General features: G+C 64.6%; 20 protein-coding genes and 1 pseudogene. 13 read left to right on the top strand and 8 right to left on the bottom strand.

Features of this window, described 5'->3' with window-relative positions:
- Positions 1 to 42 precede the first annotated feature (42 nt).
- On the top strand, positions 43 to 1,395 hold the full coding sequence (locus ACE04A_RS08470; RefSeq protein ID WP_448718524.1) for a tryptophan--tRNA ligase: 1,353 nt from the start codon (positions 43 to 45) through the stop codon (positions 1,393 to 1,395).
- Positions 1,396 to 1,484: 89 nt separating this feature from the next.
- Here the strand turns inward: ACE04A_RS08470 and ACE04A_RS08475 are convergent, their stop codons facing one another.
- Both ACE04A_RS08475 and tex read right to left on the bottom strand, forming a co-directional pair.
- Positions 1,485 to 1,991, bottom strand: a complete 507-nt coding sequence (locus ACE04A_RS08475) for a hypothetical protein (protein WP_259251798.1) — start codon at positions 1,989 to 1,991, stop codon at positions 1,485 to 1,487.
- A 318-nt stretch (positions 1,992 to 2,309) separates the two neighbouring features.
- Positions 2,310 to 4,688 carry an RNA-binding transcriptional accessory protein Tex gene (gene tex / locus ACE04A_RS08480; protein WP_448718522.1) on the bottom strand — a complete coding sequence of 793 codons (2,379 nt, stop codon included), beginning with the start codon at positions 4,686 to 4,688 and terminating at the stop codon, positions 2,310 to 2,312.
- Positions 4,689 to 4,902: 214 nt separating this feature from the next.
- On the opposite strand from tex, the gene ACE04A_RS08485 reads away from it, so the two are divergent.
- A complete protein-coding gene (locus tag ACE04A_RS08485; protein ID WP_279995978.1) occupies positions 4,903 to 7,041 on the top strand; it encodes an ATP-dependent DNA helicase in 2,139 nt (712 codons plus the stop codon).
- Between the two features lie 105 nt (positions 7,042 to 7,146).
- Here ACE04A_RS08485 and ACE04A_RS08490 read toward each other — a convergent pair whose 3' ends face one another.
- Complete coding sequence (locus ACE04A_RS08490) at positions 7,147 to 7,935, bottom strand: outer membrane protein assembly factor BamD (protein WP_259252643.1); 789 nt, start codon at positions 7,933 to 7,935, stop codon at positions 7,147 to 7,149.
- A gap of 107 nt (positions 7,936 to 8,042) precedes the next feature.
- On the opposite strand from ACE04A_RS08490, the gene ACE04A_RS08495 reads away from it, so the two are divergent.
- From ACE04A_RS08495 to ACE04A_RS08540, 10 genes and pseudogenes are all read left to right on the top strand, one after another.
- Positions 8,043 to 9,050: an RluA family pseudouridine synthase gene (locus ACE04A_RS08495; protein ID WP_259251795.1), complete on the top strand. Its 1,008-nt coding sequence runs from the start codon at positions 8,043 to 8,045 to the stop codon at positions 9,048 to 9,050.
- Entirely contained in the window at positions 9,038 to 9,802 is a 765-nt protein-coding gene (pgeF, locus tag ACE04A_RS08500) for a peptidoglycan editing factor PgeF (RefSeq protein ID WP_279995979.1), read from the top strand. The genes ACE04A_RS08495 and pgeF overlap by 13 nt, the downstream gene beginning before the upstream one ends.
- 123 nt (positions 9,803 to 9,925) lie before the next feature.
- Positions 9,926 to 11,558: pseudogene (locus ACE04A_RS08505) on the top strand (PHA/PHB synthase family protein).
- Between the two features lie 78 nt (positions 11,559 to 11,636).
- Positions 11,637 to 12,374, top strand: coding sequence for an acetoacetyl-CoA reductase (gene phbB / locus ACE04A_RS08510; RefSeq protein ID WP_050447831.1), 738 nt, complete (start codon positions 11,637 to 11,639; stop codon positions 12,372 to 12,374).
- Positions 12,375 to 12,493: 119 nt separating this feature from the next.
- Positions 12,494 to 13,060: a polyhydroxyalkanoate synthesis repressor PhaR gene (gene phaR / locus ACE04A_RS08515; RefSeq protein ID WP_100857221.1), complete on the top strand. Its 567-nt coding sequence runs from the start codon at positions 12,494 to 12,496 to the stop codon at positions 13,058 to 13,060.
- 232 nt (positions 13,061 to 13,292) lie between these two features.
- Positions 13,293 to 13,829 carry an iron transporter gene (locus ACE04A_RS08520; RefSeq protein ID WP_100857220.1) on the top strand — a complete coding sequence of 179 codons (537 nt, stop codon included), beginning with the start codon at positions 13,293 to 13,295 and terminating at the stop codon, positions 13,827 to 13,829.
- A 2-nt stretch (positions 13,830 to 13,831) separates the two neighbouring features.
- Positions 13,832 to 14,185 carry a cupredoxin domain-containing protein gene (locus ACE04A_RS08525; protein WP_438857597.1) on the top strand — a complete coding sequence of 118 codons (354 nt, stop codon included), beginning with the start codon at positions 13,832 to 13,834 and terminating at the stop codon, positions 14,183 to 14,185.
- Between the two features lie 13 nt (positions 14,186 to 14,198).
- Positions 14,199 to 15,056 carry an FTR1 family iron permease gene (locus ACE04A_RS08530; protein ID WP_279995980.1) on the top strand — a complete coding sequence of 286 codons (858 nt, stop codon included), beginning with the start codon at positions 14,199 to 14,201 and terminating at the stop codon, positions 15,054 to 15,056.
- Between the two features lie 39 nt (positions 15,057 to 15,095).
- Positions 15,096 to 16,493 carry a 4Fe-4S binding protein gene (locus ACE04A_RS08535; RefSeq protein ID WP_259251792.1) on the top strand — a complete coding sequence of 466 codons (1,398 nt, stop codon included), beginning with the start codon at positions 15,096 to 15,098 and terminating at the stop codon, positions 16,491 to 16,493.
- 88 nt (positions 16,494 to 16,581) lie between these two features.
- Positions 16,582 to 17,454: a PhzF family protein gene (locus ACE04A_RS08540; protein WP_448718519.1), complete on the top strand. Its 873-nt coding sequence runs from the start codon at positions 16,582 to 16,584 to the stop codon at positions 17,452 to 17,454.
- Between the two features lie 109 nt (positions 17,455 to 17,563).
- Here ACE04A_RS08540 and ACE04A_RS08545 read toward each other — a convergent pair whose 3' ends face one another.
- From ACE04A_RS08545 to ACE04A_RS08555, 3 genes are all read right to left on the bottom strand, one after another.
- The gene (locus ACE04A_RS08545) at positions 17,564 to 17,896 is read right to left on the bottom strand and encodes a BON domain-containing protein (RefSeq protein ID WP_259251790.1); all 333 of its coding nucleotides are present in this window, start codon (positions 17,894 to 17,896) and stop codon (positions 17,564 to 17,566) included.
- A gap of 96 nt (positions 17,897 to 17,992) precedes the next feature.
- Positions 17,993 to 18,157, bottom strand: a complete 165-nt coding sequence (locus ACE04A_RS08550) for a DUF1328 domain-containing protein (protein WP_006218179.1) — start codon at positions 18,155 to 18,157, stop codon at positions 17,993 to 17,995.
- A 44-nt stretch (positions 18,158 to 18,201) separates the two neighbouring features.
- Positions 18,202 to 18,402, bottom strand: coding sequence for a CsbD family protein (locus tag ACE04A_RS08555; protein ID WP_050447836.1), 201 nt, complete (start codon positions 18,400 to 18,402; stop codon positions 18,202 to 18,204).
- A gap of 384 nt (positions 18,403 to 18,786) precedes the next feature.
- Between ACE04A_RS08555 and ACE04A_RS08560 the strand changes: the two genes are divergently transcribed.
- Positions 18,787 to 18,915: a hypothetical protein gene (locus ACE04A_RS08560; RefSeq protein ID WP_259251789.1), complete on the top strand. Its 129-nt coding sequence runs from the start codon at positions 18,787 to 18,789 to the stop codon at positions 18,913 to 18,915.
- A gap of 148 nt (positions 18,916 to 19,063) precedes the next feature.
- Here the strand turns inward: ACE04A_RS08560 and cphA (ACE04A_RS08565) are convergent, their stop codons facing one another.
- The gene (gene cphA, locus ACE04A_RS08565) at positions 19,064 to 21,634 is read right to left on the bottom strand and encodes a cyanophycin synthetase (protein WP_448718518.1); all 2,571 of its coding nucleotides are present in this window, start codon (positions 21,632 to 21,634) and stop codon (positions 19,064 to 19,066) included.
- 14 nt (positions 21,635 to 21,648) lie between these two features.
- Entirely contained in the window at positions 21,649 to 24,264 is a 2,616-nt protein-coding gene (cphA, locus tag ACE04A_RS08570) for a cyanophycin synthetase (protein ID WP_448718517.1), read from the bottom strand.
- Between the last annotated feature and the right edge of the window lie 51 nt (positions 24,265 to 24,315).

Consider the following 24,315-nt stretch of genomic DNA (forward strand, 5'->3'; position numbering starts at 1 on the left):
AGTTACACTGCTCGTTTCCCCTCGCACACGCCTCTTCGCCCCATGAATACCCGCGTCCTTACCGGCATCACCACCACTGGCACTCCCCACCTTGGCAACTACGCCGGAGCCATCCGGCCCGCGGTAGAGGCCAGCACGCAGCCGGGTGTGGACGCATTTTTCTTCCTGGCCGATTACCACGCACTCATCAAGTGCGATGACCCGGCCCGCGTGGCGCGTTCCCGCCTTGAAATCGCCGCGACCTGGCTGGCAGTCGGCCTGGATCACGAACGGGTCACGTTCTACCGCCAATCCGACATCCCGGAAATTCCCGAGCTGTGCTGGTTGCTGACCTGCGTCACCGCCAAGGGCATGATGAACCGCGCGCACGCCTACAAGGCGTCGGTGGACCAGAACGTGGCCAAGGGCGTGGACCCGGACGACGGCGTCACGATGGGCTTGTTCTCGTATCCCGTGCTGATGGCGGCGGACATCCTGATGTTCAACGCGAACCGCGTGCCGGTCGGCCGCGACCAGATCCAGCACCTGGAGATGGCCCGCGACATCGCCCAACGTTTCAACCATCTGTACGGACGCGACTATTTCACGCTGCCTGAAGTGGCCATTGAGGAAGACGTTGCAACCTTGCCGGGCCTGGATGGCCGCAAGATGTCCAAGAGCTACAACAACACCATCCCGTTGTTCGAAGGCGGCGCCAAGGCGCTGCGCGCGTCGGTGATGCGTATCGTGACCGATTCCCGCGCGCCCGGCGAAGCCAAGGATGCCGAAAGCTCGCACCTGTACACGCTGTACCGCGCGTTCGCCACACAGGCGGAATCGGCGGTGTTTCGCAAGCAGTTGGAAGACGGCATGGGCTGGGGTGACGCCAAGCAGGCGCTTTACGAGCACCTGGAAAATCGCTTGGCGCCGATGCGCGAAAAGTATGTGGAGCTGATCGCCAACCCGGGCCGCATCGAAGACATCCTGCAAGCGGGCGCCGACAAGGCGCGCAAGCAGGCGCTGCCGTTGATGCAGGAACTGCGTGTGGCGGTGGGCCTGCGCAATCTGAACGCGGGCGCCGTGTCCGGCAAGCCGCAAGGCAAGAAGGACAAGGAGAAGGGCGCGCGTTTCGTCAGCTTCCGTGACGACACGGGCGGCTTCCGCTTCCGCCTGTTAGGCGCTGACGGTGAAGAACTGCTGTTGTCGCAGCGTTTTGCCGACCCCAAGCAAGCGGGCGCCTTGATGCGCCGCCTGCAATCGGAATCGGCCGATCAGGTGCTGCAAGTGGCGGGTGAGGGCTACACGGTCGTCATTGACGGCGTGGCGGTTGCCGAAGCGCCCGAGGGTGGGCAAGGCGATGCGGATGCGCGACTGACGCGCGTGCGCGAAGCGCTGGCGTCGTTGGCGCAAGAGTAGTAGGTGCTTGCCGGATGGCGGCGCATTGCGTTGCCATCCATGCTGCTGCGCCCGCTGCTACTCCCGCCGCAGCCGCTTTCCGTAAAGGCTCAGGCCGACCGCGCGCCCGCCACGATGCGGCCGTCGCGCACCTGGAAACGCTGCGCGCTGCCTTGGCCTGCGATCTCAAGCAGGTCGCCTTCCGAATAGCCGGTTACGTTGGGGCAGTCCAGCCATTCCGGGTTGATGAAGGGAAAGTACTTCAGCGCGCCGCTGCCTTGGCTGGCGAAATCAAAGGTGGTGTTGGCGACCACTTCGGGGTCCCACTGGCTGGCGTCGAAGGTCAGTGCGCAGCCCACGCCGATGCGGTACACGATGCTGGCGCCCATGCTGGCAAAGCCCAGCGCGCCCACTTGTAGCTGGGCGCCATTGCGCAATTCAATCACCCGGCTGCCCAGGCGTTCCAGCGTGATGTGCTTGAAGGCGACTTCAGCGCCGTCAATGATCAGATGCGCGTATTGGCCCAGCGTGACTTCGGCGTAGGTGCCGCTATGGCCGGCTTCTTTTTCGGTAATGGTTGCCGCTTCATTGGCGGCAAGCGTAATGGTAGTGCGCATGACGAATGGCTCTCCGGGGCTTTCTACGGGATGGGGGCGCTTTTTCTTTTGCTTCTTGCCTGATAGACGGTTCGCGCCGCGGTTCGCCTGATCATGGATGTTTGTGTCTGCTGTGTTCCCCAATGCCACCAGCTTTTATTATTCGGACACAATTCGATATTTTCCCTTATTTTTAGAATCGTTGATTGAGCGCGCGCAAGAAAATGGGCCCATCTACGGGAAAGTCCTAGGGGCCCGACGGGCAAGTAAAAAGCCCGTGCCCAACGAAAAAGCCAGGACCGTGTGGCCCTGGCTTTGTGGTCAACAGACGCGAATGAATCAGCGCTTGAGCTTGGCGAAGGCGTCCGCCATGGCGCTGTTCATGCCGCTGGCGCCACCGGCTGCGTTGCCACGGCCGCCGTCGCCTTGTGCGCGGCGGGGGCGGTCACCGCCCTTGGGGGCGTCGCCGCTGCGGCGCGCGGGGGCGGCGGTGTCATTCAGGCGCATGGTCAGCGCGACGCGCTTGCGGGCGGCATCCACTTCCAGCACCTTCACGCTGACCGTCTGGCCTACGCGCACGACGTCGCGCGGGTCCTTCACGAATTTTTCGGCCAGCGCCGAAATGTGGACCAAGCCGTCCTGGTGCACGCCTATGTCGACGAACGCGCCGAAATTGGCCACGTTGGTCACCACGCCTTCCAGCACCATGCCCGGGTACAGGTCGTTCAAGGTTTCAACGCCTTCCTTGAATTGGGCCGTCTTGAACTCGGGGCGCGGGTCGCGGCCGGGCTTTTCCAGTTCGGCGAAGATGTCGCGCACCGTGGGCAAGCCAAAGCGCTCGTCCGTGAAGTCGGACGGTGATACGCCTTTCAGGGCGTCGCGCTGGCCGATGATCTGTTTGACCTCGGCCTTGATCTTCGCAACGATGCGCTCGACCACGGGATAGGCTTCCGGGTGCACCGACGAGGCGTCCAGCGGGTTGTCGCCGTTGGGAATGCGCAAAAAGCCCGCGGCCTGTTCAAAGGCCTTTTCGCCAAAGCGCGGCACCTTGCGCAGTACGTCGCGCGTGGGGAACGCGCCGTTCTCGTCGCGCCAGGAAACGATGTTCTTGGCCAAGAGCGAGTTCAAGCCGGACACGCGGGCCAGCAATGCGGCCGACGCGGTGTTCACGTCCACGCCCACGGCGTTCACGCAATCTTCAACCACGGCATCCAGCGAACGCGCCAGCTCGCGCTGGTTGACGTCGTGCTGGTACTGGCCCACGCCAATAGCCTTGGGATCGATCTTGACCAGTTCCGCCAGCGGGTCCTGCAAGCGGCGGGCGATGGACACGGCGCCGCGCAGCGTCACGTCCAGGTCGGGGAATTCCAGCGCGGCGGTTTCCGACGCGGAATAGACGGACGCGCCGGCTTCAGAGACCACCACGCGGGTGACTTTCAGGTCAGGAAAGCGTTCCATCATGTCGCCCACCAGCTTTTCGCTTTCGCGCGAGGCGGTGCCGTTGCCGATGGCGATCAGGTCGACCTTGTGGCGTGCCACCAGCGCGGCCAGCGTGTTGATCGTGCCTTCGCGGTCGCGGCGCGGCTCAAACGGGTAGACAGTGGTGGTGTCGACGACCTTGCCGGTCTGGTCGATGACGGCGATCTTGCAGCCCGTGCGAATGCCGGGGTCCAGCCCCAACACGGCCTTGGGGCCGGCGGGAGCCGCCAGCAGCAGGTCTTTCAGGTTGGCGGCGAACACGCGGATGGCTTCGGCTTCGCCGCTTTCACGCAGGCGGCCGATCAGTTCGCTTTCGAATGCCGTCAGCAGCTTCACGCGCCAGGTCCAGCGGCAGACTTCACCCAGCCAGCGCGCACGCGGCGTGGCGTCCAGCGCGAACAGGCCATTGCCCAGTTTCAGGAAATTGGCGATGCGCGCCACGCAGGGGTGCGGCACTTGCGCTTCAAGCTCGGCTTCCAGCCCCAGGCGCAGTTCCAGCACGCCTTGCTGACGGCCGCGCAGCAGCGCCAGGATGCGGTGCGAGGGCAGCGTGCGCAAAGGCTCGTTGAAGTCGAACCAGTCGCGGAAGTTGGCGCCTTCGGTTTCCTTGCCGTCGATCATCTTGGAATAGATCACGCCGGTGGACCACAGGTGCTCGCGCATGTCGGCCAGCAGGTCCGCGTTTTCCGCGTAGCGCTCGGCCAGGATGTCGCGCGCGCCGTCCAGCGCCGCCTTGGCGTCGTTGATGGACGCTTCGGGGTTCAGGTACTGCGCGGCCAGCGCGGCTGGGTCGCAGGCGGTGTCGGCCAGGATGGCGTCGGCCAGGGGCTCAAGACCGGCCTCGCGGGCGATCTGGGCGCGCGTGCGGCGCTTGGGCTTGTACGGCGCGTACAAGTCTTCCAGGCGCTGCTTGGTGTCGGCGGTGGCAATTTCCTGCTGCAGCTCGGGCGTCAGCTTGCCCTGCTGCGAGATGGATTCAAGAATGGAGCCACGGCGCTCTTCGAGCTCGCGCAGATAGCCCAGGCGCACCTCAAGGTTGCGCAGCACGGTATCGTCCAGGCCGCCGGTGGCTTCCTTGCGATAGCGCGAAATAAAGGGCACGGTGGCGCCGTCATCCAGCAGTTCCACCGCGGCAGCGATTTGGGAGACGCGCGCGCCGAGTTCGGTGGCAAGCTGCGCGACGATGCGGGCGTTGTCGACGCCGGCGGCGACGTTCGTGATAGCGGAAGTTTCAGACATCTCTATACGACGACAAAAAGGAAAAACGAGGGGCGGATTGTGCCATAAGCCGCTGTTACAGAACGTGCCAGGGTGGATGGATCCGTCCCTGGTCCGCACCGAAAGCCGGCCTGGCAAAGGGTATCATTTGGTCCTTTCCCACATCAGTGTCTGGCGCCCGAACCGTTACCGGTACCGGTTCACCATAGACTCCGACCGACACTAGGCTGCCGTAATGCTGGACCTGGATATTTCCGAATTTTTTGATGAAGACGGGCCCTTGGCCACGGCCATGCCCGGCTACAAGCCACGCCCGTCGCAGGTGGAGCTGTCGCAAGCTATCGGCGACGCCATCCAGGACCGCGCCACGCTCGTGGCTGAAGCGGGCACCGGCATTGGCAAGACCTGGGCCTATCTGGTGCCCGCGTTCATCCAGGGCGGCAAGGTACTGATTTCCACCGGCACGCGCACGCTGCAAGACCAGTTGTTCGCGCGTGATCTGCCGCGCGTGCGCGCCGCGCTGGCCGCGCCCGTCACCGCCGCCTTGCTTAAAGGGCGCGGCAACTACGTTTGCCACTATCACCTTGAACGCTTGCAGGGCGACGAACGCGCGCTGAAGTCGCGCACCGAAATCCAGCAACTGCGCCAGATCCAGGTGTTCGCGGGCATTACCAAAACGGGTGACCGCAGCGATCTTGCCCAGGTGCCTGAAGACGCCGACATCTGGCAGCGCGTGACGTCCACGCGCGAAAATTGCCTGGGCCAGGAATGCCCGCGCATCCGCGACTGCTTTGTCGTGAAGGCGCGCCGTCAGGCGCAAGAGGCTGACGTCGTGGTGGTCAACCACGCGCTCTTCATGGCCGACCTGGTGCTGCGCGAAGAGGGCGTGACCGACCTGCTTCCCGAAGCCGATACCGTCATCTTCGACGAAGCCCATCAACTGCCCGACACCGCCACCCGCTTCCTGGGCAACAGCGTGTCCACGCACCAGCTCATGGACTTCGGCCGCGCGCTGGAAGTGGCCGGCCTGGCCTATGCACGCGAGGCCGCCAAATGGAGCGACGTCAGCCGTCATCTTGAAACCGCCGCGCGCGAATTGCGCTTGGTCTGTGCGCCGCTGGACCGCATGCCCGGCCGCAAGGCCACGTTCGAAGCCATCCCCAACCCCGAAGAATTCGACGAGGCATTGGCCACCTTGCGCGAGGCCGTGGACAGCGCCACCAAGGCGCTGGGCGCGGTGGCTGAAAAGCACCCCGACCTGATGGCGGCCGCCCGCAGCGGCGCCGAGATTTCGGTGCGGCTCAAGCGCTGGGCAACGCCGGGGCGCGCAGGAAGCGGCTTCGAAGACGAAGGCTGGGGCCGCGACGACCAGGCGCCAGAGCCCGCGCCTTTTTCCGCCGTTGAGCCCGCATCAGCACCCACGTCCGAATCCGCCCTGGGCGACGGGCCGTCCACGCCCGCCGCCATCCTGGAAGGCGTGGCCGCGGCCGCCGAGCAATGGACGGGGCCGGCCGTGCGCTGGGTCGAACACGGCCAACACCATGTGCGCCTGCATTCCGCGCCGCTGTCCGTGGCGCAGGCGTTCTCCAAGTACCGCAAGCCCGGCCAAGCCTGGATCATGACCTCGGCCACGCTGTCGGTGAACGGCGAGTTCACGCACTTCACCAGCCAGCTGGGGCTGGAGCGGGCACGCACAGGCAAGTGGGAATCGCCCTTCAACTATCCCGAGCAGGCGCTGCTGTTCGTGCCGCGCGGCATGCCCGAACCGCAATCGCCGCAGTTCCTGGACCGCTTCGTCGACACGCTGATGCCGCTGTTGGAAGCCAGCCCCGGCGGCACGCTGGTGCTGTGCACGACGCTACGCGCCGTGGAAAAAGTGGCCACCTTGCTGGCCGATGCCTTCGACGATGCCGGCCATGACTGGCCGCTCCTGAAACAAGGCGAGGGCACGCGCCGCGATCTGCTGGACCGCTTCTGCAAGCTGAAGCACCCGGTGCTGGTGGGTAGCGCCAGTTTCTGGGAAGGCATCGACTTGCCGGGCGACGTGCTGACCTTGGTCGCCATCGACAAGCTGCCGTTCGCGCCGCCTGACGACCCGGTCATTGAAGCGCGCCTGCGTGCGTGCCGCGCCCAAGGCGGTAACCCGTTCTCGGAATACCAATTGCCGGAAGCCGCCATTTCGCTCAAGCAGGGCGCGGGCCGCCTGATCCGCACGGAATCAGACTGGGGCGTGCTGATGGTGGGCGACGCCCGCCTGGTCGAAAAACCCTACGGCAAGCGCCTGTGGCGCGGCCTGCCGCCGTTTGCCCGCACGCGCGAACTGGACGAGGTGCTGGCCTTCTACCAGCGCAAGCAGGCCGGCGCGGACGTCTAGCGCGGCGGCGCCCACACGCGCCGCGCGCAAGAAAAAAGCCCCTTGGAAAACATCCAAGGGGCTTTTCATTTCCCATGCGGTAAAGCCGGCTGATCGGCGGATCAATCAGTCAAACGGGTTCCACCAACTGCGGTCGGCCTGCAGGCCCTGCGTCTTGAAGGTGCTGTCGGGGAAGTTCTTGTCGTAGACACGCTCCGCGTCGTTCTTCAGGTCGGTCATGCCCAGCTTGTCGTAGGACTCGACCATCAGATAAAGCGCCTCTTCGGTGGCGGGGGCGCCCTCGAAGTCGGTGATGACGGTTTGCGCGCGGTTGGCGGCGGCCACATAGGCGCCCCGCTCGTAGTAGTAGCGGGCGACGTGCACTTCGTTCATGGCGATGGTGTTGACCAGCCAGGCGATGCGCTTTTCCGCGTCTACCGAATACTTGCTTTCCGGGTAGCGCTTGACCAGCTCGTTGAAGGCGTCGTAGGACGCACGCAGGCCCTTGGGATCGCGTTCGGCGGGATCCTGGCCCGTGATGTTGGCCATGAACGCGCTGGCCGGCGTGAAGTTGATCAGGCCTTTCAGGTAGAGCGCGTAGTCGGTGCCGGGGTGGTTGGGGTAGAGCTGCTGGAAGCGGTCAATGGCGGCCAGGGCCTGTTCGTTTTCGCCGTCTTTCCAGTTGACGTAGGCCAGTTCAAGCAGGGCTTGCTGGGCGTACACGCCGAAGGGATAGCGGCTTTCGATGGCGGTCAGGCGTTCGCGTGCTTCCTTCCAGCCTCCGGAGGACATTTCGGCCTTGGCGTCGGCGTAGAGCTGTTCGGCGCTCCAGTTGGTGGTCTTGTCGTATTTGGTGTTGGTCGAGCCGCAACCGGCGATGACCAATACGGCAAATAGCGCGATAACCACGCGCAAAACCGGCCCGCTTCGGGATGCGGGGTTCGAGGGAGCTGCGGGGTGGTGAATCACGAGAATCGTATCCTTGGTGTTAGCATGGCAGGCTGATTATATGATTTGTCTCCATGTCTGATACAGCCGCCGGCACAGATCTCGTTTCCGACGACGAATTCCCGGGCCTTCCTGATGAAAACCCCGCCGAAACTCGCGGCGAACCGCAACTTGTAACGGTACCTTCCAGTACCCGCGCCGACCGGCTGGACAAGGTGCTGGCCGGCTTGTTGCCCGACCATTCCCGCAGCCGCCTGCAAGGCTGGATCGAATCCGGCAACGTGCACGTCAACGGCGCGCCCGGCAAGATCCGCCAGACAGTGGGCCCGGGCGACGAGATCCTGGTCTGGGCCCAGCCCGCACCCGATGCGCGCGCCTTCACTCCCGAACCCGTTGAATTCACCGTCGTGGACGAAAGCCCCGACTGGATCGTGGTCAACAAGCCCGCGGGCCTGGTCACGCACCCCGGTGCCGGCAACTGGAGCGGCACGCTGCTCAACGGCCTGCTGTATCGCTACCCGGAATTGGCGGCGGTAGCGCGGGCAGGCATCGTACACAGGCTGGACAAGGACACCTCCGGGCTCATGGTGGTGGCCCGCAATGAAAAGGCCCAGACGCATCTGGTGCGCCAATTGCAGGCGCGCAGCATGGGCCGCGAATACGTGGCGCTGGCGCATGGCTGGGTGGCGGCGGCCGGCAGGGTCGACCGCGCCATCGGCCGCGATGCCCGCGTGCCCATCCGCATGAGCGTCGAACGCCCGGTCGCGCCCAAACCCGCCATTACTAATTACGCCCCGGCCCGCCGCGGTCAGGTGGACCCGGGCGGCCGCGTCACGGAAGTGGTGTGCCGCCTGGAAACCGGCCGCACCCACCAGATCCGCGTCCACATGGCCAGCCTGGGGCACCCGCTGCTGGCCGACACCATCTACGGCGGCAAGAACATTGCCGGGGCAACGCGTCAGATGCTGCATGCCCGCGCCCTGCATTTCGACGATCCTGGCGGCAACGGCGAGGTGCAGTTTGCCGCCGACGTGCCTGCCGACATGACACAGGTTCAGGAGACGATTGCATGGACCGCGTGATAGCCAGCCTGCCCGTTGTCACCGGCCCCACGTGGCCCGGCGTGACGTACTTCTGCACCACCCGGGCCGGTGGCGTGGGGGTGGCCCCGCACGACACCCTGAACCTGGGGCTGCGCGCGGGCGACGACCCCGCCGCCGTGACCGAGAACCGGCGCCGGGTGCGCGCCGCCGTGCCGGGTGACCCGTTATGGCTGCGCCAGGTGCACGGCAGCGAGGTCGTGGATGCCGATTCCCCCGACCTGCCTGACGAACCCGCGCTGGACGCCAGCGTTACCTCGCAGCCGGGCCGGGTGCTGGCCATCATGGTGGCCGACTGCCTGCCCGTTGTTATCGCGGATGCCGACGGCAAGGTGCTGGGCGCGGCGCACGCCGGCTGGCGGGGCCTGGCGGGCGGGGTGCTGGAGCACACGCTGGCCGCCATGCGCGCCAAGGCGCCGGAAGCCACCGGCTGGCGCGCCTGGGTCGGCCCCGGCATCGGGCCGCAGGCCTTCGAAGTGGGGCAAGACGTGCTGGACGCCTTCACGGCGGACGATCCCGCCACCGCGCGCTACTTCACGCCACGGCCGGATCTTCCCGGCAAGTGGTTGGCCGACCTCGCCGGTTTGGCTGATTTCCGCCTGCGCCGTGCCGGGGTAAAAGAGGTGGCCTTGAGCGGCATGTGCACGGTATCGCAAGCGCAGCGCTTCTTTTCTTACCGCCGCGACACCGAAACCGGACGCATGGCGTTGCTGGCCTGGCTCGACCCGGTTTGATCTGGCGCAAGGCAGTCGCGGAAGGCTTGAACGCCTGTCGCGAAACTCCTTGTATACCCGCATTGACAGTGATGGACCCGGAATGCAACATCAATTGAGCAGTGTCGATAACAAGGTGTGGAAGTGAACGCCAATCTCTCCGCAGGTCCCATTCCGGTGAGCGTGGCACCGGAAATCCTGGCCGACATTCAGGCCGAATTCTCTCGCGAATGGCAGCGCCTTTGTGACGACGCCCGGCGCGGCGCGCTCGTGCCCCCGGCCGACCGCCGCTTCGCCGGCGACGCCTGGGCCGCCAACAATTCGCATCTGCTGCTGGCGCATACCTACCTGCTGTCGGCGCGCGCCATGCAGCGCATGGTTGACGCGGCGCAGGTCAGCGAGCCCATGCGCAACCGGCTTCGGTTTTCCATCATGCAGTGGGTCGACGCGCTGTCGCCGTCGAACTTCCTGGCCTTGAACCCGGACGCCCAGCAATCCATCGTGGAAAGCGCCGGCCGCGCCCTGAACGAAGGGCTGGCCAATCTGCTGGGCGACGTCAAGAAAGGCCGCATCACCCAAACCGACGAATCGCAATTCGAAATCGGCCGCAACGTGGCGGTGACGCCCGGCGAAGTGGTGTTCGAGAACAAGCTGTTCCAACTGATCCAATACGCACCCTCGACGGCCACGGTGCACGAGCGCCCGCTGGTGATCGTGCCGCCGAACATCAACAAGTTCTACATCCTGGATCTGCAGCCCGAGAATTCCTTCGTGCGCTACGCAGTCGACCAGGGCCAAACGGTGTTCTTGATTTCGTGGCGCAACCCGGTGGCGGGCGACGCCGACGGCGTCCCCCGCCACCTGGTCCGATTACCTGGACGACGCCGTGCTGCAAGCGCTGCGCGTGGCCAGCGACATCACCAAGCAGCCCAAGGTCAACGCGCTGGGCTTTTGCGTGGGCGGCACGATGCTGGCCTCGGCGCTGGCGCTGGCCGAGGCGCGTGGCGAACACCCGGTGGCCTCGCTGACCTTGCTGACCTCGCTGCTGGACTTCCACGACACCGGCATCCTGAACGTCTTTGTCGACGAAGCCCATGCGCTGCTGCGCGATCATCAGCTTGGCAACGGCGGGCTGATGCCTGGCCGCGACCTGGCCACCACGTTCTCGTTCCTGCGGCCCAATGAGCTGGTCTGGAACTACGTGGTCGGCAATTACCTGAAAGGCCAGAAGCCGCCGCCATTTGATCTGCTGTTCTGGAATGGCGACAGCACCAATCTGCCGGGCCCGTTCTTCTCCTGGTATTTCCGCAATACCTATCTTGAGAACAATCTGAAAGTGCCGGGCCGCGCGCAAGCCGCCGGCATGCCGCTGGACCTGACTCGCCTGACCATGCCGGCCTATATTTTCGGCTCGCGTGAAGACCACATCGTGCCGTGGGTGTCGGCCTATGCGTCCACCCAATTGCTGCGCGGGCCCCAGCGTTTCGTGCTGGGGGCGTCGGGTCACATCGCGGGCGTGGTGAATCCGCCCGCCAAGAAACGCCGCAGCTACTGGGTGGCCGACAAGCTGGGCCAGAAGGGCCATGACATGCCGGGTGATCCCAACACCTGGTTCGCGCAAGCCACGGAACAGGCCGGCAGTTGGTGGCCGGACTGGACGGCCTGGCTGGCGGACCACGCGGGCAAGCAGGTCAAGGCGCGTACAAAATTAGGCAATGCCAAGCACCAGCCGATCGAGCCGGCGCCTGGCAGGTATGTAAAGGTCCGAGCAGCCTGAAACCGCAATACGCGGTTTGCTCGGGACCAAGAAGAAAGTTAATCAACGAGGCGTCCGTCGCACACAGGAGGAAGTCCAATGAGCGGAAAACTGGCTTACGTAACAGGCGGGATGGGCGGTATCGGCACCTCTATTTGCCAGCGCTTGGCCAAGGATGGCTTTCGCGTCGTGGCAGGTTGCGGCCCCAGCCGCAACTACCAGCAATGGCTGGATGAGCAAGCTGCGCAGGGCTACACGTTCCACGCATCGGTGGGCAACGTATCGGACTGGGAATCCACGGTGAAGGCCTTCGAGAAGGTCACGGCCGAACTGGGTGGCGTCGACGTGCTGGTCAATAACGCGGGCATCACCCGCGATGGCCTGTTCCGCAAAATGAGCGCCGATGACTGGCGCGCGGTGATCGACACCAACCTGAACAGCCTGTTCAACGTGACCAAGCAGGTCATCGAGGGCATGGTTGAACGGCAGTGGGGGCGCATCATCAACATCAGTTCGGTGAACGGCCAGAAGGGCCAGTTCGGCCAAACCAACTATTCCACGGCGAAGGCGGGCATTCACGGCTTCACCATGGCGTTGGCGCAGGAAGTGGCCAGCAAGGGCGTAACCGTCAACACGATTTCGCCCGGCTACATCGGCACGGACATGGTCCGCGCCATCCGTCCCGAAGTGCTTGAAAAGATCGTGGCCACCATTCCGGTGCGCCGCCTGGGCACGCCCGAGGAAATCGCGTCGATGACGTCGTGGTTGGCGTCGGACGAATCCGGTTTTTCCACCGGAGCGGACTTCTCGCTCAACGGCGGCCTGCACATGGGCTGATGACGGTCAGCGGGCCGCCCCGGCGGCCCAAGGCGCTGGAAGGTCTCGGGGAGAGGGCCTTCCAGCATTACACTCCACCTTATTCGAAGTCTTAGAGATCGCCCGATCCGGGGACACACATGACGCAAGCACAAACCGGCGCCAGCCTGCGCCTGATTAAAAAATACCCCAACCGTCGCCTATACGACACCCGGACCAGCACCTACATCACTCTGGCAGATGTCAAGCAACTGGTTCTGGCCAACGAAGAGTTCCAGGTGATCGACGCCAAGAGCGGTGAAGACCTGACGCGCAGCATCCTGTTGCAGATCATCCTGGAAGAAGAAAGTGGCGGCATGCCCATGTTCTCGTCGAACATGCTGTCGCAGATCATCCGTTTCTACGGACATGCCATGCAGGGCATCATGGGTTCTTACCTTGAGAAGAACATCCAGGCCTTCATGGAAATCCAGACGCGCATGGCGGAACAGTCCAAAGGCCTGTACGGCAGCCAGTTCGGACCCGAAGCCTGGACGCAGTTCATGAACGTGCAAACGCCCATGCTGCAAAACATGATGAACAACTACATCGACCAGAGCAAAAACCTGTTCGTGCAGATGCAAGACCAGATGCAGGACCAGACGCGCGCGATGTTCTCGACGTTCCCGTTCACGCCGGGCAGCACGCCGGGCCAGGGCCGCAAGTAAGCGTTGCGGGCGAGGGCGTGTCACCGCCCTTCAAGCGCCACCAGCAGCCGGTTTGGCACTCGCCTTGCCGGCTTTTTTGTGGCCGCGCGGCCCCTTGAGCCAACGCAATGAACTGACGCATCCAGGGCCTTTCGGTTCAGGGTGATGTCAGTTTTTTTCGTTACATTAATGCAAACGGTTCTTGTTTATGTTTTTAGAGCCGACATTCATTTATGTCTCAAGGATTATGCACATGATCAAGAAAGCCTTGGCGCTGGCCATCGTTGCCCTGAGCGTATCGGCCGCGAATGCGGCTGAATACCCCATCGGCAAGCCGGCAGAAAAGGGCGGCATGGAAATCGGCGCGGTCTACTTGCAGCCGATCGAAATGGATCCGCCCGGGATGATGCGTCCCGCCAAGGATTCGGATGTCCACCTTGAGGCCGATATCCACGCCACCGCCGGTAACAAGACCGGCTTTCCTGAAGGCGAGTGGGTGCCGTATCTGGTCGTGAACTTTGAAATTCAGAAGGTCGGCAGCCAGAACGTGCAGAAGGGCACCTTCATGCCCATGGTGGCCAACGACGGCCCGCACTACGGCGACAACGTCAAGCTGGAAGGCCCGGGCAAGTACAAGCTGAAGTACACGATCCTGCCGCCGTCCGAAAACAAGATGGCCCACTTCGGCCGCCACGTCGACAAGGAAACCGGCGTGGGTCCGTGGTTCGAGCCCTTTGAACTGGACTACGAATTCGTCTACGCCGGCACCGGCAAGAAGGGCGGATATTGATCGTGCGCCGCCTGCATCGCCTGATTGCCGCCGCACTGATCGGCCTGGCCGCCCTGGCCGGCATGGCGCCCGCGCAGGCGGCCGAACTGCCGACGTTCACGCTCAGGTTCAAGCCGGACGGCACGTTCGAGCCGGCCACCCTGGAAGTGCCCGCCGGCCGTTTCAAGATTGAACTCATCAACGAAAGCAACGAGCCGGTGGAATTCGAGAGCATTCCGTTGCGCAAGGAAAAAGTGTTGGGCCCGGGGGTGAAGTCCTTTGTGGTCATCACCATTTCCCGCCCCGGCGAATATCCCTTCTTTGATGACTTTCACCAAAGCGTGAAAGGCACCCTGGTCGTCAAGCCCAAGGAATAAGCGGTAGCTACACATGGAACAGGTTCTATTTATTGTCTGGCGTGAAAGCGTCGAAGCGTTGCTGGTGGTGGGTATCTTGTATACCTGGCTGCGCGCCACGCCCGAGGGCAAGCGCGGGCTGAACTACCTGTGGGGCGGCGTTGCGGCAGGCCTGGCGTTGGCCGTGGCCTTGGCGCTGGTGCTGCTGGGCGTGTCGTCCTGGCTCAGCGACGAAGGCCAGGAATGGTTCCAGGCCATCATGTCGCTGGCGGCGTGCGCGCTGGTTGTGCAGATGGTCGTGTGGATGAAGAAGCACGGCCGCACCTTGAAAAGCGAACTGGAAAGCGGCGCGCGCAGTTCGGTCGCCAACGACAACTGGTGGGGCCTGTTCGTGCTGGTGGCCATTGCCGTGGCGCGCGAAGGCAGCGAGACGGTGGTGTTCCTGTATGGCACCGTGTCGGCGGGCGAAGGCGGCAGCGACATGCTGATGCTGGCCCTGGCCGGTGTGGCCGGCTTTGCAGTGGCCTTGCTGACGTTCTGGCTGCTGCAACTGGGCGGCAAGCTGATTACGTGGCGCCGCTTCTTCCGCGTGACCGAAATCCTGTTGCTGCTGCTGGCCGGTTCGCTGCTGGTGGGCGGCCTGGACCACCTGATTTCGCTGGACGTGCTACCGACCATCATCGACCCCGTGTGGGACAGCTCGTGGCTGTTGGATGACAGCAGCGGCGTGGGCAAGGTGCTGGCGGATTTCGCGGGCTACCGCGCCTTCCCGGCCCTGACCTCGGTCTTGCTGTGGGTGGCTTACTGGGTCGTGGTCTGGGCGCTGCTGCGCTGGGTGGGCGACAAACCCGCCCGGGTTCCGGCCCCGGCGCCGTCCCGCAATGCATCCTGATTCCGACGTGATGCCGGACTGAACAATGAAGGTTTGACCATGGCTGCTGTACTCGGGAGGGCGACCTCCCGGATCGCCGATTTTCTTCGTGACCATGCCCCGCTGTTGCGCAAGCTGCAGTGGGGCATTGTTGCGTTGTACGCGTTCCTGTTGATCGTGCCCGCGATCATGCCCTTGCCCGACAATGCGGCATCGGTGTTCAACAACCTGACCGTCGTCGCGCAGTTCGCGTTCTGGGGCGTGTGGTGGCCGTTCGTGTTGATCTCCATGCCCATCCTGGGCCGCGCCTGGTGCGGCTGGCTGTGCCCGGAAGGCATGCTGACCGAGTGGGCCAGCGAACGCGGGCAGGGCCGCGCCATACCGAAATGGATGCGCTGGGGCGGCTGGCCTTTCGTGGCCTTTGCACTGACGACGGTCTACGGCCAGTTGGTCAGCGTCTATCAATACCCGCTGGCGGTGCTGGTTGTGCTGGGCGGGTCCACCGTGGCGGCGATGATCGTCGGGTGGCGCTATGGCCGCAGCAAGCGCGTGTGGTGCAAGTACCTGTGCCCGGTCAACGGCGTGTTCAATCTGCTGGCCAAGCTGGCGCCCTGGCATTTCAAGGTCGACGAAGAAAAGTGGCGCCATCCGGTCATCCGGATCGAACCCATCAACTGCGCGCCGCTGGTGCCCCTGCGCCACATGAAGGGCGCGGGTGACTGCCATATGTGCGGGCGTTGCAGCGGCTATCGTGGCGCCATCGAGTTGACGCCGCGTTCGCCCGAAGAAGAAATCGTGCATGTCGCTGACGGCGATGCCTGGCAGACCGTGTTGCTGTGCTTTGGCTTGATGGGCATCGCCATCGGCGCTTTTCTCTGGAGCGCCAGCCCCTGGTACGTGACCGCCAAGCAATGGGCCGCGACCTGGCTGGTCGAGCGCGACATCATGTGGCCGTTGATGGACAACGCGCCCTGGTTCATCTTGACGCACTACCCCGACGTGAACGACAGCTTCTCGTGGCTGGACGGCGCGGGCATCCTGATGTTTGTCGTGGGCGCCACCGTCATCGTGGGTGGCGCAAGCTTCCTGTCGTTGTGGATCGCGGACCGGCTTGCGCCCGCCGCTGCCGTGGCCAATGCACCCGCCTGGCGCTGGATTCGTCCGGGCGTGCACAAGCTGGCGCAGGCGCTGATTCCGTCGGCTGGCATCGGCGTGTTCCTGGGCCTGTCCGCCACCACGGTCAACCTGCTCAAGCACGAAGGGGTGCAGGCCGCGTGGGCAGGGCCGGTGCGCTTCACGCTGCTGACGCTGGCCGTGCTGTGGACCCTGCGCTTGTTCGCCCGCCTGCTCAAGCCGCGCGCGGCAAGTGGCGTGCGCAAGCTGGCCGCGTGGATCGTCCTGGCGGCGGGCCTGGCGCCGTTCTGCCTGGCATGGGTGTTTTTCTTTGCGATCTGGTAAGCACTGCTTGATGGCTGGCGGCGGGCCACTGCGATAAAGTGGAACGCCTTGCCGGTCCGCCGGCGCCTTGATGCCTACACGCCAGTCCATGACTTCCTACGCCTTTCGCCTGCTTAACGTCTTTGCATCGACCACCTTCAGCGGCAACCAGCTTTGCGTGTTTGAAGACGCGCGCGGCATGGACGACGCCACGATGCTGAACCTGGCGGCGCAGTTCAATCTTTCCGAAACCACCTTCATCCTGCCGTCGGATAACGCCGATGCGCGCGTGCGCATCTTCACCCCCGGCTACGAAATGAAGTTCGCGGGCCATCCCACGATCGGTACTTCACAAGTGGTGCGCGAGCTTCGGCAAACGGGCGATGCATTGACGCTGGAATTTGCCGCGGGCATCGTGCCGGTGCAAGCACAAGGCGATGCCTGGACATTCACCGCGCCATGCCCCGGTGGCGTACAGACGGCGACGCCCGAACTGGGCCGCGCCGATATCGCGGCGCTGGTCGGGCTCACCACGGATGACCTTGCCGCCGACCCGATCTGGGTGGATACCGGCGCGGACCAATTGCTGGTACCCCTGGCCAGCGTGGACGCGGTGCGCCGGGCTGCGCCGGACGCATCCAAGCTCAGTCGCTGGCAAGCCAGCAGCCTGGGCCGCAAGACGCTGTACGTGTTTGCGTTTGATGAAGGCAATGTGCGCGATGCGCGCCAGGTGGTGGTGGCGCGCTATTTCTTCGCGAAGGCGGGCGGCGGCGTTGATGAAGATGCGGGCACGGGTTCGGCCTGCGCCAACCTGGGCGGTTGGCTGATCCACCAACAACGTTCCTTGCCCGTCAGCATCCTGGTTGAGCAGGGCGACCAGATGGGCAGGCCATGCCGCCTGCTGCTGGACGTGCTGGCCGACGGCCGCATCCAGGTGGGTGGCCGGGCATTGGAAATCGGCCGGGGCAGCATCAGTATCTGACGGCACCCGGCTTGAACGCCGCCCATGAAAAACGGCGCCTGTGTCAGCCACAGGCGCCGTGCTCTCTCTAGGCCTCGGTATGGAACGGGGCCGTCCTGCTACGTGCTCTTTACTTCTTGGTCGCGTCGACCTTGATGTTGTTCTTCACCTGCTTCACGCCTTCAATGCCACGGGTGACCGTTGCAGCGTGATCGGCTTCAGCTGCCGTGGCCACCGTACCGGTCAGCGTCGCGACGCCGTTGTTGGTTTCCACGGCGATGTCCAGCGCGCTCAATTGCTTGTCGGCAACGTAGGCGGCCTTGATCTTGGTGGTTACGGTGGCGTCGGAGGCGTACTCGCCCACGGATTGCTTGGGCTTGCCATCATCCGCCGCAAAAGCCATGGAAGTGAAGACAGCGCCAGTTCCCAGTGCGGCGGCGGCGATCAGCTTGCGGAATTCCATAGTCGTGCTCCTTGTTCGTATGGTCTGCCGCGATAACAGGCTGCGCGGCAGACGATCAAATTTATTGTGTAGGGGTATGCGTTCTATCGACGTGTTCTATTTTTTTCGCAGGGCGCCGCTCAAGATGGACAAGAGCGCCAGCACCAGGAATACGAAGAACAGGATCTTGGCGATACCCGCGGCCCCGGCGGCGATGCCGCCAAAGCCGAGAACCGCCGCGATGATCGCGATGACGAAGAAAACTACGGCGTAATGCAACATGTCAGCTTCTCCAGTGGTTTCGACCGATCAAGGCGGGGCGAGATTCAGGGATTGCGGTCGAAGAAATCCCGGACTTCCTTTTGCGCTTCTTCCTTGGTCTTGCCGTAGCGCTCTTGGATCAGACCGGCCAGGCGTTCGGCATTGCCTTCCGTGCGGGTCAATTCGTCGTCGGTGAGTTCACCCCAGGCGGCTTTGGCCTTGCCAGTCATTTGCTTCCACTTGCCGGCGATGATGTCGTTGTTCATGGTGACCTCTCTTCTTCTCTGCGTGCGACACAAGGCTCATGGCCTATAAGTCTTGCAGTCGCGGTTGACTAGGACACTGATCAGTTAGCCCCTACCGTACGAGCCGGCCAGGGGGCTGTCAAACCTCGCTGTCGGCAAATGTAACAGCGAAAATGCGGGTTCCTGGCGCGCTTTCCGACGGAAGAAAGAGGGGGCTGGCCATAGGGCAGGAGTTACATTCCGGCAATGTCTTGTCCCCTTTTGAGCGGGCCTCGTAACGGAAGATGCGGCGGTTTTTTGGGACGCACGGCACTGGTTGGGTTTAGGGTGGGCCGGTATAGTCGTGACGGAACACTTCGTGATTCAACACTTCATGCTTCATCAACGAAAAAGGAAGGGGCACGCATGACGCAACGACTTTGCAGCGCGATTTTGCTGACGCTGGCCGCCATGGCGGCGGTGGGATGCACGCACGTGACGGACCGGTACCAGGCCACGGCGCCCACGCAGGCGGTGGCCACGCCCAGCACCTGATCGCGTCGGCCAACGCCGTGGGCGGTGCGTGGTATGGCCGTGGGCCATATGGCTGCCTGGCCGGGCAATGCAAACGGGGCGCCTGAGCGCCCCGTTTGCGTGTGCGGCGGTTGAGTTGCCGCGCGGGTCTATCCACCCTGGCCCAGGGCTACGGCTGCGCGATGCGCTTGGCGATGTGGTCCAGCGCTTCTTCCACCTGATCCACCAGGATCAGGCACAAATCCCCGACTTGCAGCCGCGCCAACGCGGTGTCGATAGCCAGGAATTCGCCGTGGATCTCTTCAATGTGCCGCGCGCGCGGGGCGCCGACCAGGCCCTCCTGCAGCAACGCCAGCACTTCGCCGTCGGCGCGTCCGCGTTGGCATTGGTCCTGGTACAGCAGCACGTCGTCAAACGCCGCGCCCAGAATTTCCGTCTGCATGCGGATGTCTTCGTCGCGGCGGTCGCCCGCCCCGCTGATGACCACTGAACGGCGCTTGGCGGGCATGGCGTCCACCGCGCGCACCAAGGCAAGGATCGCGTCGGGGTTGTGGCCGTAGTCCGCAATGACCGTGGCGCCGCGGTAGTCGAACACATTGAAGCGTCCGGGCGCGGTCTGGGCATCATTGACGAAGGTGGCCAAGCCATGGCGGATGACGTCCCAGTCCAGGCCAAGCGCCCATGCGGCTGCAATCGACGCCATCGCGTTTTCAACCTGGAAGGTGATCGTGCCGTTGCGCGTCAGCGGGATGTCGGCCAGCGCAAAGCGCATCTCTTGCGCGCCCTGCGCGGCCACGATCGCGTCGCCGTCGCGGTACACCGAACGCAGGCCCTGCGCGCGGTGCGTGGTCAGCACCGGGTGGTTGCGGTCCTCGGCAAAATACGTGATGGACCCCGGGCAACTGCCGGCCATCTCGGCCACGATGGGGTCGGCGGCGTTCAGCACCGCGGTGCCCGTCGGATGCACGTGCTGGACGATGACGCGCTTGACCACGGCCAGGTCTTCCACCGTGCTGATGTAGCCCAGGCCCAGGTGGTCGCCCATGCCGATGTTGGTGACGATGGCGACGTTGCAGCGGTCAAACGCCAAGCCTTCGCGCAGGATGCCGCCACGCGCCGTTTCGAATACGGCCGCGTCCACGTCCGGGTGCATGAGCACGCTGCGCGCGCTGCGCGGGCCACTGCAATCGCCGGTGTCGATGCGCAGGTTGTTGACGTACACGCCGTCGGAATTGGTCATGCCGACGCGGTTGCCGGCCGCGCCCAGCAGATGGGCGGTCAGGCGCACCGTGGTCGTCTTGCCGTTGGTGCCGGCCACGGCCACGACCGGAATGCGGCCGTCGTCGCCGTCGGCGTACATGTTGGCGATGATGGCTTCGCCCACGGGGCGGCCCTTGCCGAAAGAGGGGTTCAGGTGCATGCGCAGCCCTGGCGCCGCGTTCACTTCCACCACGCCGCCATGCTGGTCTTCCAGGGGGAAGAGCACGCTTTCGGCCACCACGTCCACGCCGCAGATGTCCAGGCCGATCATGCGGGCCGCGGACACGGCGCGTGCCGCCATCTCGGGGTGGACTTCGTCGGTCACGTCGGTGGCCGACCCGCCGGTGCTGAGGTTGGCGTTGTTGCGCAGGAAGATCAGGGTGCCGGGCGCGGGCACGGAATCCGCGTCGAAACCCTGTTTTTGCAACGTGGCCAGCGCGATGTCGTCAAAGCGGATCTTGGTCAGCGAGGTTGCGTGCCCGTCGCCGCGCAAGGGGTCGGCGTTGACCTGATCGACCAGTTCGCGGATGGTGTGCTGCCCGTCGCCCGTGACCTGGGGCGGGTCGCGGCGCGATGCCGCCACCATGTTGCCGCCCACCACCAGCAGGCGGAAATCGTGGCCGGGAATATAGCGTTCGACGATGACTTCCGAACTGATTTCCTCGGCGACCTCGAAGGCCTGGATCACCCGTTCGCGCGTTTCGATATTGACGGCCACGCCGCGGCCCTGGCTGCCGTCGCGGGGCTTGACCACCACCGGGCCGCCGAGCGCTTGCGCGGCTTCCCAGGCTTCTTCGGCCGACGTTACGGAACGGCCCATCGGCACCGGCACGCCGGCGGCGTCCAGCAGCATCTTGGTCAGGTCCTTGTCCTGCGCGATGGACTCCGAGATGGCGCTGGTCAGGTCGGTTTCAGCGGCCTGGATGCGGCGCTGCTTGCTGCCCCAGCCGAACTGCACCATGCTGCCTTGCGTCAGCCGGCGATAGGGAATGTTGCGCGCCACGGCGGCGTTCACGATGGACCCGGTGCTGGGCCCCAGGCGCACATCTTCATCCAGATCGCGCAAGCGCTTGAGCGCGTCGGCCAGGTCGAACGGGGTGTCGTCCAGCGCGGCGCGAACGAGTTGCTGAGCCAGTTCCATTGCCAGCAGGCCGACGGCTTCTTCGCTGTATTCCACCACCACCTGGAACACACCGGGTTCGATGGTGGCCGACGTGCGGCCAAAGGTGACCGGGCAACCGGCGTACGCCTGCATCGTCAGCGCGGCAATCTGCAAGACATGCGCAATGGACACGGCGCCCTGATGGCCTTCCGGGCGCATCAGCCCGATTTGCGGCAGCCGCGCGCGCAGGCGGGCTTCGAACTCGGGCAGGTTGTCGATGGAGCACTCGGCGTCGGCACAAGAAACAATGGCCTCGATTGCCGTGTTCTTGCTCCACAGATTGGGGCCGCGCAGGGCACGGATACGGGAAACTTCCATGGCAGGTGTTCCTGTCAGTATTGTTGAATCCAGCGGCGCACCAGATCGATGGTGGGGCCGGAGAAGGCTTCGTCGGATTGCAGCAGGACGAAGTCGCCCGCCGCCATGCCGTTCAGCACGCTCTCGATGGCCTTGCCATGGTCAGGCTCGTCCTGGATGTCTTTCACGCGGGTGCCTTGCGACAAGCCCTGGCGCAGCAGCGCGCGCGCCTGCCCCGTCGGACGCTTGCTTTGCACCGTGTTGTCGTCGTAGAGCACAACGCGGTCAAAGGCATCGCCCAGCAGGCGGCCCTGTTCGATCAGGTCTGCGTCGCGGCGGTCGGCGCCGGCGGAATAGACGGCGGCGCGGCTCGACGCCGGGAATTGATCAATGGCGGCGATCAGCGGGCGCAAGGCCGACGCATTGTGTACGTCGTCCACCACGACCGTGGCGCCGTTGCGTTCAAACAGCGTGAACTGCCAGGGCGCGTCGGCCTGGTCGATGTCAAAGGTTTCGATGCCGGCGCGGATAAGCTCCACGGGAATGTCCAGGGCCCAGGCGGCGCCCACCGCCGCCAGCACGTTTTCCACCTGGAAGGCCACGCGCCCGCCGTGGGTCAGCGGAATGGCGGCAACATCCGCCAAGCGCTCTTCGCGGGTGCCCTGCGCCAGGACGATGGCGCCGTCGCGCACAAACACCGCGCGGCCGTCCTGTTGCAGGTGGGCGGCAATGGCGGGCAGGGCGGGGTCGATGCCAAAGAAGATCACGGAACCGTCGCACAGCTCGGCCATCTCGACCACGCGCGGGTCGCGTGCGTTGAGCACGGCCACGCCGGTCGGCAACACCACATCGACTTGCGTGCGGAACACATTGAACATGCGCTCCGTTTCGTTGATGTCGAAGTCGCCCAGATGATCGGCGTCGTCAATGTTGGTGACCACGCCCACCTGGCAGCGGTCATAGGCCAGGCCTTGGCCCAGGATGACGCCGCTGTCGTTCTCGATGACGGCCGCGTCCACGTTGCGGTTCATCAGCAAACGGGTGGCGGAGGCGAAGTCGGCGTGGTCGCCCTTGTGCGCCAGGCGGCGGTCAAGGTAGAGGCCTTCACTGCAGGCCAGGCCGGTGCGCTTGCCCGACAGGTGCAGCAAGCGCGCGACCAGGCGCGCCACGACGGTTTTGCCATTGGTGCCCGTCACGCCCACGATGGGAATGCGGCCCGCGTCGCCTTCCGGGAACAGGTGGTCGACGATGGCGCGGCCCACGGGGCGCGGCGTGCCGTCGGCCGGCTTCAAGTGCATCAGCAAGCCGGGGCCGGCGTTGACTTCCACGATGGCGCCACGCTGCTCGGCCAGCGGCCGGGTGATGTCTTCGGCCACCAGGTCCACGCCGGCGATGTCCAGGCCCACCACGCGCGCGGCCAAGGCCACGGTGGCGGCAATGCTGGGATGCACGCGGTCGGTCACGTCGAAGGCCACGTTGCCGCTGCGCTGCACCAGCACACGCTGCCCTTCAGCCGGCACGCTGTCTTCCGACATGCCCTGGCGCGCGATTTCCAGCCGGGCGGCGGAATCCAGGCGCACGAAATTCAGCGGATGGTTTTCGGTGCGGCCACGGCGTGGGTCGATATTGATCTGGCTGTCGATCAGTTCAGTGATGGTGGACGTGCCGTCGCCCGTCACCCAGGCCGGTTCGCCGGCGGCGGCGGCCACCATGCGGTTGCCCACCACCAGCAGGCGGTGCTCGTTGCCCAGCACGAAGCGTTCGACGATGACGCCGCTGCCTTCGTCCACCGCCACTCGGTAGGCGGCCACCACGTCTTCGCGGGTCGTCAGGTTGGTGAACACGCCCCGGCCATGATTGCCGTCGTAGGGCTTGACCACCACCGGCAGGCCGATGTCTTCGGCGGCGTCCCAGGCGTCGTCTTCGCTGTCGACCAGACGGCCTTCCGGCACCGGCACGCCGCAGGTCGACAACAGTTCCTTGGTCAGGTCCTTGTCGCGCGAAATGCCTTCGGCGATGGCGCTGGTGCGGTCGGTCTCGGCCGTCCAGATGCGGCGCTGGGCCGAGCCGTAGCCAAACTGCACCAGGTTGCCTTCAAACAGGCGGATATACGGAATATCTCGGTCATCGGCGGCATCCACGATGCAGGCGGTGCTGGGCCCCAGGCAGTGCTTGTCCACCAGGCTGCGCAGTTTGGCAACGGTGGCGGGCACGTCGAACGGGCGGTCTTCAATGGCCGCCATGACCAGGTCGCGGGCTTCGTTCAAGGCGGTGCGCGTGACCTGTTCCTGCCAGGCGCGCACCACAACCTTGTAGACGCCGCGAGTCGACGTTTCCCGCGCCTTGCCGAAGCCGCCGCGCAAGCCGGCCAGGTTCTGCAATTCCAGGGTGACATGCTCAAGGATGTGACCGGGCCAGGTGCCTTCTTTCAGGCGGGCCAGGAATCCGCCGCGCACGCCGGGGCTGCATCGGTGTTCGATCAGCGTCGGCAGCCATTCGGACAGGCGCTCGTAAAACCCGGGAATGGTGTTGGACGGGTAGTCTTCCAGTTCACCAATATCCACCCATGCTTCCAGGACCGGGCGATAGGTCCAAATGTTCGGGCCGCGCAAAGCCACGACATCGAGAAATTCAATGTCTTTCTTTTTCATGTTTTAATTTACGTGAGAAGCAGGTTGGCACGCGCGGACGCCCCTAGGTAA

Source organism: Achromobacter colocynthidis (assembly GCF_057334535.1).

Bases quoted from the DNA above. Each gene is read 5' to 3' on its own strand.
- ACE04A_RS08470 (WP_448718524.1), top strand. From the start codon at position 43: ATGAATACCCGCGTCCTTACCGGCATCACCACCACTGGCACTCCCCAC.
- ACE04A_RS08475 (WP_259251798.1), bottom strand. From the start codon at position 1,991: ATGCGCACTACCATTACGCTTGCCGCCAATGAAGCGGCAACCATTACC.
- tex (WP_448718522.1), bottom strand. From the start codon at position 4,688: ATGTCTGAAACTTCCGCTATCACGAACGTCGCCGCCGGCGTCGACAAC.
- ACE04A_RS08485 (WP_279995978.1), top strand. From the start codon at position 4,903: ATGCTGGACCTGGATATTTCCGAATTTTTTGATGAAGACGGGCCCTTG.
- ACE04A_RS08495 (WP_259251795.1), top strand. From the start codon at position 8,043: ATGTCTGATACAGCCGCCGGCACAGATCTCGTTTCCGACGACGAATTC.
- pgeF (WP_279995979.1), top strand. From the start codon at position 9,038: ATGGACCGCGTGATAGCCAGCCTGCCCGTTGTCACCGGCCCCACGTGG.
- phbB (WP_050447831.1), top strand. From the start codon at position 11,637: ATGAGCGGAAAACTGGCTTACGTAACAGGCGGGATGGGCGGTATCGGC.
- phaR (WP_100857221.1), top strand. From the start codon at position 12,494: ATGACGCAAGCACAAACCGGCGCCAGCCTGCGCCTGATTAAAAAATAC.
- ACE04A_RS08520 (WP_100857220.1), top strand. From the start codon at position 13,293: ATGATCAAGAAAGCCTTGGCGCTGGCCATCGTTGCCCTGAGCGTATCG.
- ACE04A_RS08530 (WP_279995980.1), top strand. From the start codon at position 14,199: ATGGAACAGGTTCTATTTATTGTCTGGCGTGAAAGCGTCGAAGCGTTG.
- ACE04A_RS08535 (WP_259251792.1), top strand. From the start codon at position 15,096: ATGGCTGCTGTACTCGGGAGGGCGACCTCCCGGATCGCCGATTTTCTT.
- ACE04A_RS08540 (WP_448718519.1), top strand. From the start codon at position 16,582: ATGACTTCCTACGCCTTTCGCCTGCTTAACGTCTTTGCATCGACCACC.
- ACE04A_RS08545 (WP_259251790.1), bottom strand. From the start codon at position 17,896: ATGGAATTCCGCAAGCTGATCGCCGCCGCCGCACTGGGAACTGGCGCT.
- ACE04A_RS08550 (WP_006218179.1), bottom strand. From the start codon at position 18,157: ATGTTGCATTACGCCGTAGTTTTCTTCGTCATCGCGATCATCGCGGCG.
- ACE04A_RS08555 (WP_050447836.1), bottom strand. From the start codon at position 18,402: ATGAACAACGACATCATCGCCGGCAAGTGGAAGCAAATGACTGGCAAG.
- ACE04A_RS08560 (WP_259251789.1), top strand. From the start codon at position 18,787: ATGACGCAACGACTTTGCAGCGCGATTTTGCTGACGCTGGCCGCCATG.
- cphA (WP_448718518.1), bottom strand. From the start codon at position 21,634: ATGGAAGTTTCCCGTATCCGTGCCCTGCGCGGCCCCAATCTGTGGAGC.
- cphA (WP_448718517.1), bottom strand. From the start codon at position 24,264: ATGAAAAAGAAAGACATTGAATTTCTCGATGTCGTGGCTTTGCGCGGC.